We start from the raw sequence: 19,907 nt of genomic DNA on the forward strand, positions 1-19,907 counted from the left end.
TAGTGGGCCACTTTTCCTGTTGATAGCCTGTTAAAGGCAACTACACATCATGGAGCATGAGATAGAGTCCTGCAAAGGTTCAACATTTGAAGTAAGAGGACTTTGCAGGAATTGAGGAGGCAGTAATCAATGAAAGTTTTGTTTATTGGTGACATTGTAGGCAACGTGGGACGTAAGGCATTAAAGGAAAATTTACCGTACCTGAAATCGAAGTATAAGCCACATGTGGTGATTGTGAATGGTGAAAATGCGGCAGCAGGTCGCGGCATTACCGGTGCAATCGCAAATGAGTTTTTCAACTGGGGTGTACATGGTATTACACTTGGTAATCATACTTGGGACAATAAGGATATTTTTGATTTTATAGATGATGAGCCCCGCATGATTCGTCCAGCAAACTTTCCACCAGGCACACCAGGACGAGGGTACACGGTTGTCAAAGGCGAAGGGAAAGAGCTAGCGATTGTCAATCTTCAAGGAAGAACGTTCCTGCCTGCTCTGGATTGTCCATTCCGTGTAGCTGATGAAATTGTAGATGAGCTGCGTCAAGACCATAAATGTATTTTGGTCGATATGCATGCTGAAGCGACGTCAGAAAAGATTGCCATGGGATGGCATCTGGATGGACGTGCGTCTCTCGTTGTAGGTACACATACGCATGTACAAAGTAATGATGATCGGATTTTGCCTGGAGGAACAGCTTACTTGACGGATGCAGGCATGGTAGGGCCTCGTGACGGCATATTGGGCATGGAGCGTGAGGCCGTGCTGCGTAAGTTCTACACTCAGCTACCTGTACGTTTTGTTGTGGATGATGGCAAATGGCACTTCCATGGTGTTTTTGTTGAAATTGATGAAGCCACAGGTGCGGCAACACGCATCGAAAAAATTCGTCTGACGGAGGACGAGTGGCGCATGGAATAGGGGTATTGTCCCAATTTGCAGGGAAACCCGTCTAAAAAGAAGGAATTTTTTTGCCTCCCGCGAATAACATCTAGTAAGTGGAAACAAACTTTCAACATTCCCAGGGAGGTACTTACCATGGATGTATTAAAAGTTTCAGCAAAGTCCAATCCTAATTCTGTAGCCGGCGCTCTTGCAGGGGTTCTTCGTGAACGTGGAAATGCTGAACTGCAGGCAATTGGAGCGGGAGCACTGAACCAAGCCATTAAAGCGGTAGCGATAGCCCGGGGATTTGTAGCACCAAGCGGAGTTGACCTGATTTGTATTCCAGCTTTTACAGACATTGTGATCGACGGCGAGGACCGAACGGCCATTAAGCTGATTGTGGAGCCCAGATAATACATGCAGTATGCATTGAACCTGTTTACGATGTAGACAGGTTTTTTTGCGTTTTTTTGCAATAACATATGGAGGAGGGTTTAAGATGTCCATGTCTGATTGGCGTGTAGCTGATTTTCACTGTGATGCACTGAGCAAAATTTTGATGCAGCCAGCTCTTTCATTCCAAGATGCCCCACAACTGGATGTGAACTTGCAACGTTTGAAAGAGGGGGATGTAGGGTTGCAGGCATTCGCCATCTATTTACCCGAAGTACTTGGCAGAGGTAAGTTTGAACATGTGATGGGGCAGTTGGAGATCTATCGTAGACGTGTGGAGAGAAGTCAGGAGCGGCCTGACGGCACACAGACGTTGTTATGGCGTGAACAGGTGGCTCAGGTGGGGCAAACAGAGGGTCTGTGGGGATTAATCACACTGGAGGGTGTGGATGGCCTGGAGGGCAACCTGTTCTATCTGGAGTTATGTTATCAGATGGGCGTTCGAATTATTGGACTAACGTGGAATTATGCCAATTGGGCGGCTGACGGAGTAATGGAGAAACGTGGAGCAGGTCTGACTGAGAAGGGGAAGGAACTGGTGCGCCAGTGTAATGAAATCGGAATGCTGCTCGACGTGTCACATCTGACAGAGAAAGGTTTCTGGGAACTGGCTGACTTGAGTAAACGTCCTTTTATCGCCTCCCACTCCAACAGCTACAGCGTATGTCCCCATGTGCGTAATCTGAAAGATGATCAGATTCAGGCTATCATTGCCCGGGAAGGGCGGATTGGACTGACGTTTGTACCCTGGTTTGTCAAGCAGGAGGGTGAGGTACGTATAGAAGATCTGCTGCCTCATATTGAGGAGATCTGTTCTCTCGGCGGGCAGCATCATCTGATGATGGGGTCTGATTTTGATGGAATTTCAACGTATATTCAGAGACTTGAACATTCAGGACATTATCCGAGACTGACGGAAATCCTGCTCAAGCATTATGATGAACATTTAGTGCGCGGCTGGTTGTGGGGGAATGCAATGAGTTATCTGGGGGAACACTTGCCAGAGAGCAATCCGAAGATGCAGATGAAGGGGAATTCCATGAAATAGTGAACTGGTGTGTGCTTTGAATGTGTTGAATTGAAACTTGTTTTCCAAATAAAGGAGGGGAATGATGGTGAAATAAGTGTATTTCATGAATTTTCACCAGTTCGTTTTCATTTCACTCCAAAAAGGGGTATAATACCATTGGATTGTTAAGAGCCTGAGTACAGGCCATAGATAAACAAGGAGTGAATTTACAATGAGTAAAACAGTACCTGTGGGCGTATCTGCCCGTCACATTCATGTATCCCAAGAGCACGTTGAAATTTTGTTTGGCAAAGGTTATGAACTGACTGAATTTAAACCTCTGTCCCAGCCTGGCCAATACGCTGCTAACGAAACTGTAGCGGTAATTGGTTCGAAAGGACAGTTTGATAAAGTGCGTATCCTTGGACCTGTTCGCCCTGAAACGCAACTGGAGATCTCCATGACAGATTCATTTGCGATTGGTGTTAAAGCACCTGTACGTGAATCTGGAAGCATTGAAGGTACACCAGGAATCACAATTAAAGGTCCTGCTGGCGAAGTAACGATTGATAAAGGTGTTATCGTTGCTGCTCGTCACATTCACTTCCATACTTCTGATGCTGCTAAATGGGGTATCGAGGACAAACAAATGTTGAAAGTTCGTCTGGGTGGAGATCGTGGTCTGGTACTGGAAAATGTACTGGCTCGTGTATCCGATTCTTTCGCACTGGACATGCATATTGATACAGATGAAGCTAACGCTGCTGGCGCTCGTAATGGCGACACTGCTGAAATCATCGATTAATTACATGTAATAGCTTCAGCCCCCAATTATGGCGGTCTGAATAACATATAAACCTGAGCACAGCCAACAGGGGCCGGTTAATTCCAGTCCTGATGGCAAGGCTCAGGTTTTTGTGTTTTCTGAGTGTTCTTCTGAGCATGGCATGTTTCGGATTAGACGAAGGGACATGCGCTTTGGATGTGGAACTACAGCCCAATTCATGCTATAATTTGCTGTAATGCTCTTTTAATGTTCCAAGCAAGATATTCATGTGGAACAGGGATGAATGAACGATTTTTTATTAATAGAGGCTGTAAGGAGTGACCGAAGGAAATGGCTAAAGACTCAAAAAAGGATTACTCCCAATATTTTGATTTCTCCGATGCCAAAGTAATTTCGCAAGATGAATTCAGCAAAAAGATAAGAATCCGGGGCCGTGAGATTAACATCAAATCGGAGCCCAATCATCGTCAGGAGAAACAGCGGGGCAAGGAAGACGTCCAGGTGCTTTACGAAAATGCCGTTCCCGATGAACTGAAAAACATAGGGAAAGGCAAACATTATATTGTATATACGTATGGATGTCAGATGAACGAGCATGACTCGGAGACTATCAAAGGACTCCTTGAGTCTATGGGATATCAGGCTACAGAGAATCGCAAAGAAGCTGATATTATCCTGCTTAATACGTGTGCCATACGGGAAAATGCGGAAGATAAAGTATTTGGTGAGCTTGGTCACCTGAAAACGCTAAAACTCGAACGTCCGGGATTGTTACTTGGCGTATGCGGATGTATGTCCCAAGAAGAAGGTGTCGTCAACCGAATCATGCAGAAGCATGGCTTTGTGGATATGATCTTTGGTACACATAATGTGCATCGACTGCCACATCTAATCCAGGAAGCGCTGTTCAGCAAAGAAATGGTTGTTGAGGTATGGTCCAAGGAAGGCGACATTATTGAGAACCTGCCGAAGAAACGTGAGGGTATGCGCGGCTGGGTGAACATTATGTATGGCTGCGACAAGTTCTGTACATATTGCATCGTTCCGTTTACGCGGGGCAAAGAACGCAGTCGTCGTCCGGAAGATGTCATTGCCGAAGTACGTGATTTGGCACGACAAGGCTTTAAGGAGATCACGCTGCTTGGTCAAAATGTGAATGCGTACGGCAAGGACTTCACCGACCTGAACTACAGTTTTGGTGACTTGATGGATGCCATTCGCCAAATTGATATTCCGCGAGTACGGTTTACAACCAGTCACCCACGTGACTTTGATGACCACTTGATTGAAGTGCTGGCCAAGGGCGGAAATCTGGTGGAGCACATTCATCTTCCGGTGCAATCTGGCAGTTCAGAAGTACTCAAACGTATGAGCCGCAAGTATAACCGGGAACACTATCTGAAGCTGGCTGACAAAATTAAAAAGGCCATCCCGGATGTTGTGTTGACAACTGATATTATTGTTGGTTTTCCGGGGGAAACGGAAGAACAGTTTGAAGATACACTTTCCCTTGTCCGTGAAGTAGGGTATGATTTTGCTTATACCTTTATTTATTCCCCGCGTGAAGGTACACCGGCTGCGGTGATGGAAGACAACGTACCGATGGAAGTGAAGAAGCAACGTTTGAAGCGCTTGAACGAAACGATCAACGAATACAGCCACCGAAGCAATGAAGAGCAACGCGGCAAAATCGTTGAAGTGCTCGTTGAAGGCGAGAGCAAACGGAATTCCGAAGTTCTGGCAGGACGTACACGCAGCAACAAGCTGGTGCATTTTGAAGGACCTAAAGATTTGATCGGTACTTTCGTACAAGTGGAAATCACCGATCCGATGACTTTTTATATTCGGGGCAACCTGCTCTCCGAGCCGGTAGCTGCCAATCAGTAATACACACACCAATAAGATGAATACTTTTTGCACTTAGCGGGTTACGGCCGAGCGTAGCGAAGGTGACGGAATCGATTCTGTAGAAGCGAAGCGTTCGCCTTTGTCTCCAAATTTTAACCATGAACAATTTCAATCGAAAAAATTCGGAGACAACAGCGATCAAAAGAACGATCCGACACCGCAGCGGTCACTCAGCAGTCAACTGAGCTTAATGCAACATTGAGTTTTCATCTTATATCATCTCATAGAATGGAGCGATTTCAGTGGCGCAGGAAGAAGTGCAGTACAACCATTATGGAATGCCAACCTACGATACGCGCAATCTGGTCATACGCGACGACATTATGGGAAAAGCCAAAGAATTGGCTGATATGCTCGGAACGAGTGAGGAAGTTAGACAGTTTCAACAGGCTGAAACCAAAATTCGGGATCATGAGCGCATCCAGCAGTTGATTGCAACGATCAAGAAAAAACAAAAAGAGATTGTTGCTTTTGAAAGCTTCAAAAATGTGGAGATGGTCAGCAAAATTGAACAGGAAATTGAAGATCTGCAAAGCGAACTGGACAGTATTCCATTGGTTACGGAATTCCAGCAGAGCCAGAGCGACATCAACTACTTACTGCAACTAGTGATCTCTGTAATCCGGGATACGGTTTCTGAAAAAGTAAACGTGGAGGCTGGAACGGATTCACCTCCGACCAGTTGCGGTTAAATGACGGAAGGGTGCGGACGCTGTCCGCGCCTTTTTTGACATTACATAACCGTTAACGTGGAGTGGCTATCGCCAAGTACTCGGAATATAATTCCAAGCAAAGCTCCACGCTGTGGGGTTATTTTGTGTGGCGCAGCTGATTTTTAATGATAAAGGCACATGACATCAAGAGAGCTTGATACGTACAGTGAATAAAGGAGAAATGAATAATGAGTATTTTGGACAAAATGGTGGAAGACGGAGACGGACGATTCTGGGGATTTCTAGGTTGTCGTTATATTAAAGGAGACGGAAAAGAAGTACAGATCGCGTTGACAGCAGGCGAACATCATACCAACTCCATGGGGATTATTCATGGGGGTGTATTAACTTCACTGATGGACCAGGCAATGGGTATGGTTGCAACAGCAGCAATGGAAGTGGATGGCTGTGTGACAACAAATCTGAACGTACATTTTCTTGCACCAATGAAACAAGGGGAATTAACGGTGACAGCTACGGTACTACATCAAGCAGGACGCAGTGTTACGACTCAATCGGAGGTTCGTGATGAATCGGGCACATTGGGATGTATGGCTACGGCGACATTCCGCATAGCACGCCCTAGAACGTAACGCACGAATCCTGCGGTTGACAAAAGATATTATTATGTCATAATGAAATTATCAAAATGAAAATAGTCGGTGGTGCCCATGAGCGAAAACTACGAACACTTCAATGCAGAGAGCGACGAACAAGCAGCACGTGCTTATAGTTCCCAAAAATATCGTACCCCCGATGGTGTTCCTGCGGATATCGTTATGTTCACCTTGACCAAGCGGGAGCGCAAGACGGTGACGAAGACACTTCCCATTCGGGAACTGAAAGTGATGCTGATCAAGCGCAAAGGCTGGCCTTTTGCAGGCAGATGGGCATTACCCGGTGGATTTTGTCAGGAAAATGAATCCATCTATGGTGCAGCTAAGCGTGAGCTGATGGAAGAGACAGGTGTAGATGGTGGACATCTGGAGTACTTGAATGTATACAGTCAGCCGGGTCGTGACCCAAGGGGCTGGATTATCTCTCACGCATTTTTCGCGCTTGTGGAAGAATGGATGCTGGATCAACGCCAAGCGGCAGATGATGCTGAGGATGTTGGGTTGTTCACGATTCAGGAGGCGCTGCAAGAACTGGAACTGGCCTTTGATCACAGAACAATCATTGAAGATGCTTATCGACGTATTCAACAGCAGATGCTGGAAACGACGATTGCTCGTCAGTTCCTGCCACGTGATTTTACATTAAGTGAATTATATCAGGTTATTCAAAGTGTTGTACCGGATTTTGAAGAACCAAACTTCATTCGCAAGATTACGTCTACCCGCAGCCGTAAAGGCATTGTGGAAGAAGTAAGAGATGAAGAGGGGAACCTGGCGAGTTCCAACCAGTACTCGCAGCGTCCGGCGCAGTTATATCGTTTTACAGAACTCGTACCACGCCTGTCCATCTACACGTAATCAGGATCAACCATTTCTGGGCTAAGGGAGTGTTGACGATGAAAGCACTGATTGTCATTGATTTTACGAAGGATTTTGTGACAGGTTCTTTGCCTGTAGGTCAGCCGGCAGTAGAGATCGAAGGGACGATTGCAGCTGTAACCGAGGCCTATTGTAAGAACAAACATGAGGTAATCATGGCTGTGGATCTACACGAAGAGAATGATCCGTATCACCCGGAGACTGTACTTTTCCCACCTCATAACATCAGAAATACGGAGGGAAGACAGTTATATGGTCGTCTTGCCCAAGTGATGGAAGAACGGAAAACAGATATACAGTGGATGGATAAGACGAGATATAGTGCATTCTGTGGGACCGATCTGGAACTCAGGCTGCGTGCACGTGGTATTACGGATATTGCACTGATTGGGGTATGCACGGATATTTGCATATTGCATACCGCAGTGGACGCTTACAATAAAGGTTTTCATATTACGGTATACGAAGATGCCGTTGCCAGCTTCAATCCGGCAGGGCATGAGTGGGCACTTGGACATTTTCGTTCCAGCCTTGGTGCTTCGGTGGTTAAGGCGAGCGAGACAGTCTTGGCTTAATTTACTCCATAGTCATGTTTGGTTGACTCCATGTTAGGAACCGGATGAATGTGGTGAATGGTGTATAGAGTTTTTTACGGGAGACTTGTTTGTTTAATACGGATGAACAGAATCATGAAGAATGAGTCTCCATATGTTAACCCGTGTTCACAGATGAAATCTGGGGGCACGAGCGGAAGTCAGAGAGGATGAGACAAATGCAGACAACTAGCCTGGCTTTACATACGGATAAATATCAGATCAATATGATGTACGCCCATTGGGTGAATGGTACTCACAAGCGGAAGGCGGTATTTGAAGCCTATTTCCGTAAACTTCCTTTTGGTAACGGATATGCGGTATTTGCCGGATTGGAACGTATTGTGAACTATATCAGCCAGCTTCGGTTTACGATGGACGACATCAAATTTTTATCCAAACAAGAGGAAAATTACGATCCGGTCTTTCTGGAAGAGTTGCTCCAGTTTTCATTTCAGGGGACGATTCATTCCATGAAGGAGGGTGCAATTGTTTTCCCTGACGAACCGCTCATTCGGGTAGAAGGCTCCATTATGGAGACTCAATTGGTGGAGACGGCGATACTTAACTTCATGAATTATCAGACGTTGATTGCAACCAAGGCTTCGCGGATCAAACAGGTAGCACAACAGGATACGTTGCTCGAATTCGGCACACGGCGTGCGCAGGAAGCGGATGCTGCCATCTGGGGCGCACGTGCCTCGTATGTAGCAGGCTTCGATGCAACGTCTAATATGCTGGCCGGAGAGCGCTTTGGGATCCCAACAGCAGGTACACATGCCCATTCCTGGGTACAGAGCTTTATGAGCGAACAGGAGGCCTTTGACGTGTATGCCAAAGTGTTGCCTGATCAGGTTACACTGTTGGTTGATACCTTTGACACATTGAACAGTGGAGTACCTCACGCCATCAAAACAGCCAAGAAGTTGGAGAGCCAAGGCAAAAAGATGAATGCGATTCGTCTCGACAGTGGTGACCTAGCGTACTTGTCGATTCAGGCACGTCAGATGTTGGATGAGGCTGGGCTGGATTATGTGAAAATTGTAGCATCCAATGATTTGGATGAAAATACGATTTTCAACCTGAAGGCTCAAGGAGCACGGATTGATACATGGGGTGTTGGTACACAGTTGATTACCGCTTCTGACCAGCCATCTTTGGGTGGAGTGTACAAATTGGTGGAGCGTGAAGTGGACGGTGCCATGCTGCCTACGATTAAAATATCTGCCAATCCTGAAAAGGTGTCCACTCCAGGTAAAAAGGAAGTGTTCCGGATCATTGATCCGAAACATGGCAAAGCGATTGCAGATTATATCTGCTATCCAAATGAAGAGCAGCCGCTACAGGGCGGACCGCTCAAGCTGTTCAACCCACTACACCCTTATCTGAAAAAGACCGTTACCCGCTACGAAGCGGTGAATATGCTGGAGCCAATCTTTGTGAATGGACGTAAAGTGTATGAACTGCCTAATCTGGATGAGATTCGGGCGTATCACAGGGAACAGATGAACCTCTTCTGGCCTGAATACCAACGGAAGCTCAACCCGGAGATCTACCGTGTGAACATCAGCCCTGCGGCATGGAATATGAAGCAGAAGCTCATTGCGGAACATGTGAAATCCACAGAGGAATAGTTCACACATAAGAATTACAGAGAGGCATAACCAGTGAGGGATACTGGCTTATGCCTTTTTGCTGCCTATAAAATGTATACGTTCTTAGCGGAGTTGAACGATTCGATGATCGCAAGAAGTAATTTCAGCTATACGGGTTCTGTCTTCTGTGAAAGTACGTCGATAGTTGATAGACGTTATTCTTATATGATCCTTATGGGATGGACCAGTGATGTAAGAAATCTCATGGACAGACTGCCAAGGTAGCAGGCTATACTGGATAATAGTCATCCCCAATTCAAGAGGTTGTAGGGGGAAAGCAGTAATTATTTCTCGGGAAAGCGCAGGAGCCGCCAAATTCTGCATCGCATTGTTTCAATCCCGTAGCTGTAGGGGATGAAAGTAAGAGGAGGTGCAGACATGAGATGGATATTAGGACTGGTCTGGATCGCTTTTATTGCCTATGCATTGTTGTTGGCACCGGGGCAGTCACCTGGAAGTGATCCGATATTCAAAGAACTGATTACAATGCAAAGCAAAGAACCTTGGTTACTTACGGTATTTTCGTGGTTAGGTATTTTCCCGGCAGTTTATGCCTGTATGCTGTTAAGAACATCTGCGAAAGAACGAGGCCGTGTTCCGGCTTGGCCGTTTGTCATACTTTCTTTTGGACTGGGTGCTTTTGCCCTGCTTCCCTATTATGCATGGTCATCATCCGCAAATAGAGCTTCGGGTTACGCAAGCTTGCATTTTGGTCGTCAGCGGGAGACGGGAATTGGACGGGTAGCAGCCCACAAGCTGACGCATGTAGTCCTTCTGCTGTTGACGCTGGGGACAGCTTTCTATGCCGTGACGCAAGGTCATCCGGATGTATATATGGAAGCATTCAAGCAATCTGCCTTTGTACATATCATGACGATTGATTTTGTGCTGCTGACCTTACTTTCCATGATTGCGATATACAGGGATACTAAACTGAGTCGACGTTCAGCAGCTTGGACCGCGGCAGGCATCATCCCTATTGTGGGTCCACTAATCTATCTGTTGACGCTCAGGAGAGACAGAGCTTGATCATCCACATCTGAAGAATCCAGAAGTAAAAGGTAGCCATTAAGCTTGAATGCGAACAATTCATGTGCTTAATGGAAAAATATATAAAATCCAAAGAAGGAGTGGCTATTGATGAAAAATCATTTTAACGCATATATTGTCCGTAAAGAAGAACAGGGCGGAGTGAAAGCTGCTATAGAGCAACTGAAGAAGGAAGATCTGCCAAATGGAGATGTAACGGTACAGGTGCAGTATTCCAGTGTCAATTATAAAGACGGACTCGCTACCCTTGAGAAAGGCGGCGTCGTTCGTGAGTACCCAATGGTACCGGGAATTGATCTGGCCGGAACGGTAGAGGAGTCGGTCAGTGGACGTTTTGCACCAGGAGATCGGGTGATCAGTACAGGATTTGAACCTGGCGTATCTCATTACGGAGGGTACAGCGAGTATGCTCGTCTGCGCAGTGAATGGCTGGTGCCTCTGCCACCGGGGCTCAGTGAGAAAGAAGCCATGGCAATTGGAACTGCAGGATTCACGGCTGCACTTTCGGTAGATGCGCTGTTACAGGCTGGAGTGACACCGGAGATGGGCAAGGTTCTGGTTACGGGTGCAACGGGTGGTGTTGGCAGTATGGCAGTTGCCATTCTGTCGAAACTTGGTTTTGAAGTAACAGCCAGCACAGGCAAAAAGGATCAGGAGGAGGCATTGCTCCGAAACTTGGGCGCCTCAGAGGTTATTACTCGTGAAGAAGCTGATGCTCCAGCTAAAGGAGCCATGGGGAAACAGCTATGGGCGGGAGTTGTTGATCCAACAGGAGGACCGGCTCTTGCGGACCGATTGAAACAGATTCAATACGGAGGTGCGGTAGCGGTATCCGGGTTAACTGGAGGCACAGCTTTTGAATCCACGGTACTTCCGTTTATTTTGCGTGGCATCCAGCTTGTTGGTATAGACTCTGTATATTGTCCGATGGAACGTCGGGAACGATTGTGGAAACTGCTCGGCGGAGAATGGAAACCGGAGCGCGCGCTGGAACTGGGAATTCGGGAAATTTCCTTGGATCAATTGCCTCTTACGCTGGAGACTATACTCCAAGGTGGTGCAGTGGGTCGTACGGTGGTCAATACAATATCAGATCTGCCATCCGCATAAGATTCTAAGTCCTTAGACATGCTAATTCTACCTGATTGGGTCACAGCACACGTGGCTGGAAAGGAAGGATTGGCATGTGGTTTGCTAGAAAAGGGCGAAGTCTGGTTGGAAAAACAATGAAGTCGGTACTTGTAAGTGGTGTGTTGATCACGAGTGTCTGGTCCCTGGCGGCTTGTTCGGCATCATCCATTGAGCAGGAGCGGAAGGTCTACACGCGCGAAGCGACGGATGAAGGAAATGTGCGGGCACAGAGTCAAGGACACGGATTAAACGGTGAATTGGTGAGTGAGATCAGTAAGAGTTTCGAAGCAAAGGGCATCCAGCTGATGAATAACATGTCTGCCGATGACGGCCATGGTGGGATCTCTTATATGTATTTGTTGAATGGAAGTGGCAGACACATCGTGAAAGTCCATATTTTCAGTGATGCTGCAACCCGGGCTGCCAGTATGAAACAAATGTATAGTGAGAATCGTGATGAGGCTGTCTTGGAGAATGCGCTTGGCCGGACAACGATTCGCAGCAAAGGATACGTCTCACTCGTTTATACAGCTTCTGGTGGGGAAAAGGACAAGTATGAACAGGATGTTATGCAGGTGTTCCAACATGTGCTGGGGCAACTAAGGTAAGTTGAGCGAGAACCCCTTCGTAATTTACCATACAGCTGAAAATAAACCCGAAAAACCCGTCTGATCTTTCAGACGGGTTTATATATTTCACGCATCACATGCCGCAGCTCGGGCAAAATGAGTTTTTCCATGGCCAATTTGACGGCTCCTTTGGAACCCGGCATGGAGAATACGGCTGTTCGTCCAATCGTTCCAGCGACGGCTCTGCTCAGGATGGCAGCGGAACCGATATCTTCGGTGTAACTGAGAAAACGGAAGATCTCACCAAAGCCCGGTAGTTCCTTGTCCAGTAGTGAGGATACTGCTTCGTAGGTTGTATCTCGGGGTGCAATCCCTGTCCCGCCGCTAAGTAGCACCGCTTCAATATCATCACGAACAGCTGCATCTTGCAGGATGCTTCGAATGTTCTCCGTTTCATCTGGTGTGATGATGTATTCAACGATCTGATAACCTGCTTCATTCAGAAGCTGGTGCATGAGCTGGCCACTGGTGTCAGTGTCTTTAGTGCGTGTGTCCGATACTGTAACAATCATGCACGATACCGTGGTTGGAGCTTCCTGGCGATGTTGTTCCACTGAATTAGTCATGAAACTTCCTCCTTCAATCAACATGTCCTCATAGCATAGACCATCCGGTAGAATCAGGCAATGTACTGGGGAAGAGTTGAACGTTATTGCACAACGAATGCGGGATGGTGTACACTCGCTAGATATAGATAGATCAGGTTACAAGAAGGACAATCAGAGAGGTGTATACGCATGAATGAAACGATTTTAAAAGAACAATCCATACCTGTATATATACTGTCAGGTTTTTTGGGGAGTGGCAAAACAACACTGCTTGTTCAGTTGATTGAACATTGGCAACAGCAGGGTTTGCGTCCCGCAGTGGTTATGAATGAGTTGGGCGAAGTCAATCTGGATGGTCAGATTGTGGATTCCACCGTTCCGATGACAGAGATGTTAGGTGGATGTATCTGTTGTACCGTACGTGGTGACTTGGGATTGCAACTTGCCGATCTCGTTCAGGAGGAATCACCTGATGTTATCATCATTGAAGCAACTGGTGCGGCGAATCCAATGGAGATTCTGGATGCGGTAACGGAGACTTCACTTTACATGCGGTTGGAACTGAAAAGTCTCATTACCGTTGTGGATGCAGCACATCTATCTGGTCTGTATCAGGAGCAGAAGGGGCAGACCTTCAAGCTAATGCAGGAGCAGATTCGTTGTGCGTCTGTGCTTCTCTTGAACAAAACGGATCGGGTGAGTGCACAGGAACTGAAGGATCTGGAGCAGCTTTTGGCAAAATGGAATGGCTTCGCCCCTGTAATTCCTACGGTCAAATGTGAGGTGGAGATGGATCTGTTGCTTCGCAGCGGGGCAGACGTACACGTACGTGATTCAGCTTCTGAAGCAGGTAAGCCGGCTCACCAAGAGCATCATGTGCATACGGAAGCTTGTGGTACACATGGCTGCAATCATGGTCATGAACATACAGATCATACAGATCATACAGTCCAAGGCGATGCTACGAATACTGACGCATCTCATAGCTATAGTCATGACCACGGACACGAGCATTCCGCTCCTCATGCATCACACGAACATGTCATGGTGTATACGCATTATTTCAGTCATCCGGTGAACAGCGAAGCATTTGAACAATTTGTATCTGCTTTGCCACGGGATGTATATCGAGCAAAAGGCATCTTATCGTTTAGTGACACGGCGAGCCGTTTCTGGTTCCAGTATGCCTACCGTGAATCGGATTACATGAAGATCACACCTCAGGGAGAGGTCCCTAATGTTGCTGTGTTTATAGGTGAACATTTTGACCAAACTGTCATTCGTGACCAATTACTGGAATTGGAAGCGATAAAGTAGGTTAGATGATTCAATATTCCTCCGAACTGGGTATTAAGATGCATAGCAAACTTTGCCTGGGAGGTAACTTTAAATGACACAACAACAATATCAACAATGTATCGATGCTTGCCTGGAGTGCATGAATGCATGCAACGTATGTTACATATCGAGTCTGAAAGAATATGATCTGGCGATGTTGCGTGATTGCATTCGTTTGAATCGGGAATGTGCGGAGATCTGCAGTTTTGCTGCACAAGCGATGACACGGGGAAGTGATTTCATTGCTGAAATATGCGAATTGTGTGTGAAAGCTTGTGAAGCTTGCGCCGCTGAGTGTGGCAAACACCACCATGATCACTGCCAAGCATGTGCAGAGGCTTGCCGCAGATGTGCAGAAGCTTGCCGGTTTATGGCAGCAGTGGCGTAAATATTATTTCACTGGAATATATAATTAAAACCGATAATGACCGTTGTCCCCTAAGGGAAGGCAGTGAACATAAGCATCTGAGACGATGTGCCTATGTGTTGCCTTTCAGTAGGGGATTTTTAATGCAGGTTGCCAAGTCTGATCGTGGTATGTATAATGATGGCAATGAATTGAAACGAAGAATATCAATGATCGGGAGAGTAGCCAGATCCATACATGACAGCGAGCCGGGAGAGGTGGAAGCCGGTATGACATGACCTGAGTGAACCGCACCCGTGAGATGGTTATCCGAAAAGAGGTACGTACCCCGATTGGGGATAGGCCATATCTGTCTGAGGGTAACCCGGCTTGCGACCGTTATACGCATCGAGCGGAACAGGTTCTACTGGTATGCATGTTGATGCATATTAAGAGTAAGCTGTTCACCTAGAGTGGTACCGCGGGAACTGTTAAGTCAGCTCTCGTCTCTTATTTAGAGACGAGAGCTTTTTTTGTGTTTATTTTCAGCCAATAATGAATGGATAAGGAGTGTTTGGCATGTTGATGAAGCAGGCTGCGGCCGATATTGCCCCTTTAACGGGATTGAATGAAGAAGAGGTTCTGAGATTATTGGAAGTCCCACCTCAGGCGGAGATGGGGGATGCAGCATTCCCTTGTTTTGCATTAGCGAAGTTATTAAAGAAAGCACCGGCAGTTATTGCAACTGAGCTCGCAACGGGATTGCAGGCATCTGGAATTGAAGCGAATCCCGCCGGGCCGTATGTAAATATCCGTTTTAATCGGGAGAAGCTCGCGCCGAATCTGCTGAAAGAACTGGGGAATGCGGCATTTGGTAAGCTTCAGCTTGGTCAAGGTTCACGTGTTGTGATTGATATGTCTTCCCCTAACATCGCAAAACCCTTCGGAATCGGACATTTGCGTTCTACTGTAATCGGTGCAGCACTGTATCGGTTGTATAACGAAGCGGGTTATACCTCTGTAAGTGTGAATCATCTGGGAGACTGGGGAACCCAGTTTGGCAAGCAGATCGCAGCGTATAAACGGTGGGGCAATGATGAAGCGTTGCAGGCAGACCCGATCCGTACGTCACTGGAACTGTATGTGCGCTTCCACGATGAGGCGGAGAACGATCCTTCTCTGGAGATTGAGGCACGCGACTGGTTCCGCAAGCTGGAGCAAGGGGATGATGAAGCACAGCGGTTATGGGCGTTCTTTGTGGAAGTGAGCATGAAGGAATTCAACCGGATGTATGAACGTCTGAATGTGCAGTTCGACCATACGCTGGGGGAGAGCTTTTACAATGACAAGATGGGTGCAGTGGTTGAAGAACTGAAGGCAAAAGGTTTACTTGAAGAGAGTGATGGAGCACTCGTGGTACGTCTGGAAGATGAGAACATGCCCCCGTGCCTGATTATCAAAAAAGATGGAACAACAATCTATCCTACTCGGGATTTGGCTACGGCAGTCTATCGTCATGAGGTGATGAAGGCAGATCGGTTGTTATACGTGGTCGGAGGCGAGCAGAAGTTACATTTCCGGCAGGTATTTGCGGTCCTATCCCGGATGGGTCATGAATGGTCTGCGAATTGTGAACATATCCCGTTTGGATTAATGCGTTTTGAGGGACGGAAAATGTCTACCCGCCGCGGTAAAGTCGTCTTTTTGCAGGAAGTGTTGGATGAGGCAGTTGCTCGTGCTTTGCAAATTATTCAGGAGAAAAACCCGAATCTGGAGAACCCTCAGAAGGTGGCTGAGGCGGTCGGTGTAGGGGCCATTGTCTTCGGTGATCTGCGTAATAATCGGTTAAACGATGTGGACTTCTCCTTGGAGGATGCGGTGAGTTTTGAAGGAGAGACCGGACCTTATGTGCAGTATACCCATGCCCGGATTCAAAGTGTGCTTGCCAAGGCAGAAGAGGCGATCCCCGTGGAAAATGAAAACCCTCTGCCTAACCCCAGCCTTGCGGATGGTGAGAATAACACAGTAACCACTCTACCCCCTATCGGAGATACCTCATGGGCATTGCTGAAACTGCTTGGTGATTATCCCGAGTATCTGGAAAAAGCAATTCATCGGAATGAGCCTTCGGTCATTGCCAAATATACAATAGATGTCGCTCAAGCGTTCAACCGCTTCTATCACGCCGAACGCATTGCGGATGCGTCATCTGATGTAAGATCCTTCCGAGTGGCATTGGCCAAACGGACTGCCGAACGCCTCGCGTACAGTTTACATTTGCTAGGTGTGCAAGCTCCAGAGCGGATGTGATCCCAGGTGATAAGGAGTACACGTGGACTTTTCAAGAAAGCCAATCAAGATGTACCAGACTCATCAGGTCGAGGTATGTTGCTTCAACGAGTGAGCAAGCGATTAGGTAATGCTCAAGTACTTGATGAAATTAATCTGGAAGTGAAGCAGGGAGAATGTGCTGTACTTATTGGCAGAAACGGTTCTGGCAAAAGTACGTTGCTACGTATGTTGGCAGGTATTTTGTTACCCGATACAGGATCGATCCAGCGCACAATGAAGGGTTCTGATGGGTATGCAGTAGATGGTCTGCCACGTTTACCCTTTACCTCTGGAGAGTACTTGTGGGATATGGGTCGTATTCGGGGCATTAGCCCCGAAGTACTGCGTGGGCGGATTAGAGAACTTAGTGAACTTTTATATCTGGATACCGCGATCGATCAGAAGTTACCCTTATTATCGAAGGGCACACTGCAAAAAGTGAATTTGATTCAGGCCCTGTTACCTGGACCGGGTGGTCTTTTGTTGCTGGATGAACCTTTATCAGGCTTGGATATTCCAGCTCAAGAGGCAGTGGTATCCTTATTGGGACAATGGAAGGATGAAGGGACATCCATCGTTACAGCTTGTCATGAACCGTTGCTAATTGAACGTTTGGCAGACCAGGTGATTGTGTTGAAAAAAGGCAGCGTGCTCCGCTACTGGAGTCGTGAAGATATACTTCAAGCTGGCGAACCCGTTGTATGTATTCAAAGTCTGACGAAAGCTGGAGAGGATCTGGTTAACGATCTATCTATTGTACAACAACCGGGAGTGCTGTCTTTAGTTCGTAATACAAACTCGGAGAAATCCAATTCCTGGTTGTGGGATTGGAAAGTGGTTCAACAATCAACAGATGATGTCCTCAGAATGATTCTGGCATCCGGAGGTTCGGTTGTGTCTGTACAACAGGAAGAAAGTCAATTACATATGGAAAGTCTGCTGGAAGGACAACATCCAGCTGTACATGCGAGTCGTAGAGGTGTCACAGAATCTGTGGACTTAAGCTCTTCCATGGATGATGCGGGGGGAGAAGCCAAATGATCTATCTGACCCGATATTTGTTAAGGCATCACATTCGCTCACAGAAATATTTTGCACCGGTTATCTTTTATATCATCGCCATGCTGCTGATCTATTCCTACAAACCCAACCCTATTGCGGACAGTTACAGTGTCACGGCTATGCTGTTATTTCTGGCAGCTGCTTGGCTCGGAGTAATGGTGATGAATACCGAACCTGCAAAGCAGTATCAATTACTCGTCCTTCATGCAGGAAGCAGGCGTAAGGTGGTAACAAGTCAACTCATCTGTGCCTGGATAATGCAATTCATGCTCACCGCAATCACTGTGCTGTATCCCGTGTTCGCGGGAATGTTCGAGAAACAACCTACAGGTGAGGAGTGGATGATGACTTGGTTAGGACATCTGGGGTTATCGTTGCTGGGATTGGGCATTAGTGTATTCTTTCAAAAATCGTACATTCCCTTGCTTAGTCGAAGTATGCCTGCTCTCATTATTGTATTATTACTATCGTTTATCCAAGGTTCCTTAAGTGAACGTTTGCCTGAATCGTTAGAATGGCTTGGCCGCATTCTTCCGCCAGCTTTTTATCTGGTTCGTGAGATGATGTTATTTGATGAATCAAAGATGGACTCTTTTGTTTCGGTTATGCTGTGGACTGTGCTCTATGCATTAGGGTTACTAATCATCCATGTGTGGCTGTCCGGAAGAAGAGATCTGCGGAGTTAGAAGACGCGCTTCCCGATAACTTGAATGTTGCTCTTGGTTTGGTTAGGATAGAGGGACATGGAATAGTTAACATTGTACGGTTGAAGGGGGCGCTCGCATATGCAAAATACAGATATCCAGAATGGTGACATGCTGGACAGCGAACACTCCAGGGAATTGTTTGCCTATTACGGATTGGCAGTGTACTACGGGCAGGCGCTTGAACAGCAGCTGGTCAATCTGATTTTATTAATGAAAATGTCTCAGGGCAAAGCCGTGTCTGAAGAGGATCTGGAAGATCTGTACGAACGAAAGATGAGCAGTTCACTGGGGCAGCTCATTCACGAAGTGCGCCATCATTTTACATTCTCTGAGGAAGAGACTCGCCAGTTGAATGAGTTATGGCAGCAACGTAACCGTATCGTACATCATTATTTCAAGGAACGAATTCACGAGACATTCAGTCCGGAAGGACGATCACGCATGATTAAGGAATTGGAGGATTTCAAAGACCGTGCACAGGAGTTGGAGATCCGTCTTCAGCAATATACGGGTGCCTGGATCGCAGAGCTTGGTCTGGATGCCGAATCCGCAGCAGCTCTGCAAACGCTGGAGCGTATGCATACCGAGAGTATGCAAGCAAGGGCTTTGGAAGAGGATGAATGACAAGCAAACGGATAACGAAACGCTGGATATTAAAGACGGTTCTGGCTGTAGTATTGGTTGGAATCCTGTGGACTGTGGTTACCGCAATCCGTATATCTACATATACGGATGAGGATTCATCCAGGATATCGGATGCAGCAATCATTCTGGGCGCAGCCGTGGCGGGGGATAACCCTTCACCTGTATTTCGCGAACGTATTGAACACGGGATTGAATTATACCGTCAGGGTACCGTTCGTAATCTGCTTTTCACAGGCGGGTCAGGTGATGATGGAGAACATACGGAAGCTGAAGTGGGTCAGAAGTATGCCATCGCACATGGAGTAGATCCTGCGGACATTCGCATCGAGACCAAATCCAGAATTACCGAGGAGAATCTGGTCAATTCAATTCCAATTGGTGAACAGGCCGGTTATCAAACCTATACGATTGTGAGTGATCCATTACATATGAAACGTGCCATGAAGCTGGCTGCCGGACTGGGTATGGATGCCGTACCTTCTCCGACACGAACAACGGCTTATCGAACCTGGCGCAGCAAGTTTCCTTTTCTCGCAAGAGAGACCGTGATGTATATGGGATATACGATCAAAGGATGGATAGACAATCCGCAGCAGCCATGAGGTTGCACGCGGATTG

Annotated in this window: 22 protein-coding genes; 21 read left to right on the forward strand and 1 reads right to left on the reverse strand. The window is 46.9% G+C overall.

Features of this window, described 5'->3' with window-relative positions; genetic code table 11:
- The first annotated feature begins 129 nt into the window (after positions 1-129).
- From EL84_RS17730 to EL84_RS17790, 13 genes are all read left to right on the forward strand, one after another.
- Entirely contained in the window at positions 130-924 is a 795-nt protein-coding gene (locus tag EL84_RS17730) for a TIGR00282 family metallophosphoesterase (protein WP_036609256.1), read from the forward strand.
- Positions 925-1,041: 117 nt separating this feature from the next.
- Positions 1,042-1,302, forward strand: coding sequence for a stage V sporulation protein S (locus EL84_RS17735; RefSeq protein ID WP_007430104.1), 261 nt, complete (start codon positions 1,042-1,044; stop codon positions 1,300-1,302).
- Positions 1,303-1,387: 85 nt separating this feature from the next.
- On the forward strand, positions 1,388-2,389 hold the full coding sequence (locus tag EL84_RS17740; protein ID WP_047842515.1) for a dipeptidase: 1,002 nt from the start codon (positions 1,388-1,390) through the stop codon (positions 2,387-2,389).
- Between the two features lie 193 nt (positions 2,390-2,582).
- Positions 2,583-3,155 carry a phosphate propanoyltransferase gene (gene pduL / locus EL84_RS17745; RefSeq protein WP_017689107.1) on the forward strand — a complete coding sequence of 191 codons (573 nt, stop codon included), beginning with the start codon at positions 2,583-2,585 and terminating at the stop codon, positions 3,153-3,155.
- 312 nt (positions 3,156-3,467) lie between these two features.
- Positions 3,468-5,024 (forward strand): tRNA (N6-isopentenyl adenosine(37)-C2)-methylthiotransferase MiaB, encoded by a 1,557-nt coding sequence (miaB, locus tag EL84_RS17750; protein ID WP_047842516.1) that lies wholly within the window; start codon positions 3,468-3,470, stop codon positions 5,022-5,024.
- A 299-nt stretch (positions 5,025-5,323) separates the two neighbouring features.
- The gene (locus tag EL84_RS17755) at positions 5,324-5,737 is read left to right on the forward strand and encodes a RicAFT regulatory complex protein RicA family protein (protein WP_197997748.1); all 414 of its coding nucleotides are present in this window, start codon (positions 5,324-5,326) and stop codon (positions 5,735-5,737) included.
- A gap of 209 nt (positions 5,738-5,946) precedes the next feature.
- Positions 5,947-6,351 (forward strand): PaaI family thioesterase, encoded by a 405-nt coding sequence (locus EL84_RS17760; protein ID WP_047842517.1) that lies wholly within the window; start codon positions 5,947-5,949, stop codon positions 6,349-6,351.
- Between the two features lie 78 nt (positions 6,352-6,429).
- The gene (locus EL84_RS17765; protein WP_047842518.1) at positions 6,430-7,233 is read left to right on the forward strand and encodes an NUDIX hydrolase; all 804 of its coding nucleotides are present in this window, start codon (positions 6,430-6,432) and stop codon (positions 7,231-7,233) included.
- Between the two features lie 38 nt (positions 7,234-7,271).
- A complete protein-coding gene (locus EL84_RS17770; RefSeq protein ID WP_047842519.1) occupies positions 7,272-7,829 on the forward strand; it encodes a cysteine hydrolase family protein in 558 nt (185 codons plus the stop codon).
- A gap of 197 nt (positions 7,830-8,026) precedes the next feature.
- Complete coding sequence (locus EL84_RS17775) at positions 8,027-9,481, forward strand: nicotinate phosphoribosyltransferase (protein WP_047842520.1); 1,455 nt, start codon at positions 8,027-8,029, stop codon at positions 9,479-9,481.
- Positions 9,482-9,880: 399 nt separating this feature from the next.
- Entirely contained in the window at positions 9,881-10,531 is a 651-nt protein-coding gene (locus EL84_RS17780) for a hypothetical protein (RefSeq protein WP_047842521.1), read from the forward strand.
- Between the two features lie 111 nt (positions 10,532-10,642).
- Positions 10,643-11,662: an oxidoreductase gene (locus EL84_RS17785; RefSeq protein ID WP_047842522.1), complete on the forward strand. Its 1,020-nt coding sequence runs from the start codon at positions 10,643-10,645 to the stop codon at positions 11,660-11,662.
- A 74-nt stretch (positions 11,663-11,736) separates the two neighbouring features.
- A complete protein-coding gene (locus EL84_RS17790; RefSeq protein ID WP_047842523.1) occupies positions 11,737-12,291 on the forward strand; it encodes a hypothetical protein in 555 nt (184 codons plus the stop codon).
- A 68-nt stretch (positions 12,292-12,359) separates the two neighbouring features.
- Here the strand turns inward: EL84_RS17790 and EL84_RS17795 are convergent, their stop codons facing one another.
- Positions 12,360-12,878, reverse strand: a complete 519-nt coding sequence (locus EL84_RS17795; RefSeq protein WP_047842524.1) for a molybdenum cofactor biosynthesis protein B — start codon at positions 12,876-12,878, stop codon at positions 12,360-12,362.
- Between the two features lie 171 nt (positions 12,879-13,049).
- On the opposite strand from EL84_RS17795, the gene EL84_RS17800 reads away from it, so the two are divergent.
- From EL84_RS17800 to EL84_RS17830, 8 genes are all read left to right on the forward strand, one after another.
- Positions 13,050-14,177: a CobW family GTP-binding protein gene (locus EL84_RS17800; protein WP_047842525.1), complete on the forward strand. Its 1,128-nt coding sequence runs from the start codon at positions 13,050-13,052 to the stop codon at positions 14,175-14,177.
- A gap of 73 nt (positions 14,178-14,250) precedes the next feature.
- Positions 14,251-14,586 carry a four-helix bundle copper-binding protein gene (locus tag EL84_RS17805; protein WP_047842526.1) on the forward strand — a complete coding sequence of 112 codons (336 nt, stop codon included), beginning with the start codon at positions 14,251-14,253 and terminating at the stop codon, positions 14,584-14,586.
- 122 nt (positions 14,587-14,708) lie between these two features.
- Positions 14,709-14,843 (forward strand): hypothetical protein, encoded by a 135-nt coding sequence (locus tag EL84_RS32750; RefSeq protein WP_256704105.1) that lies wholly within the window; start codon positions 14,709-14,711, stop codon positions 14,841-14,843.
- A 280-nt stretch (positions 14,844-15,123) separates the two neighbouring features.
- Positions 15,124-16,854 (forward strand): arginine--tRNA ligase, encoded by a 1,731-nt coding sequence (gene argS, locus EL84_RS17810; RefSeq protein WP_047842527.1) that lies wholly within the window; start codon positions 15,124-15,126, stop codon positions 16,852-16,854.
- A 6-nt stretch (positions 16,855-16,860) separates the two neighbouring features.
- Entirely contained in the window at positions 16,861-17,916 is a 1,056-nt protein-coding gene (locus tag EL84_RS30890) for an ATP-binding cassette domain-containing protein (RefSeq protein WP_053061519.1), read from the forward strand.
- Positions 17,913-18,623 carry a hypothetical protein gene (locus tag EL84_RS17820; protein WP_047842528.1) on the forward strand — a complete coding sequence of 237 codons (711 nt, stop codon included), beginning with the start codon at positions 17,913-17,915 and terminating at the stop codon, positions 18,621-18,623. Before EL84_RS30890 ends, EL84_RS17820 begins: the two co-directional genes overlap by 4 nt.
- Before the next feature lie 99 nt (positions 18,624-18,722).
- Positions 18,723-19,268, forward strand: a complete 546-nt coding sequence (locus EL84_RS17825) for a hypothetical protein (protein ID WP_053061520.1) — start codon at positions 18,723-18,725, stop codon at positions 19,266-19,268.
- Positions 19,265-19,891, forward strand: coding sequence for a YdcF family protein (locus tag EL84_RS17830; protein WP_047842529.1), 627 nt, complete (start codon positions 19,265-19,267; stop codon positions 19,889-19,891). The genes EL84_RS17825 and EL84_RS17830 overlap by 4 nt, the downstream gene beginning before the upstream one ends.
- The last annotated feature ends 16 nt before the right edge of the window (positions 19,892-19,907 follow it).

It is taken from the genome of Paenibacillus sp. VT-400 (assembly GCF_001029205.1).
GTDB lineage: Bacteria > Bacillota > Bacilli > Paenibacillales > Paenibacillaceae > Paenibacillus > Paenibacillus amylolyticus.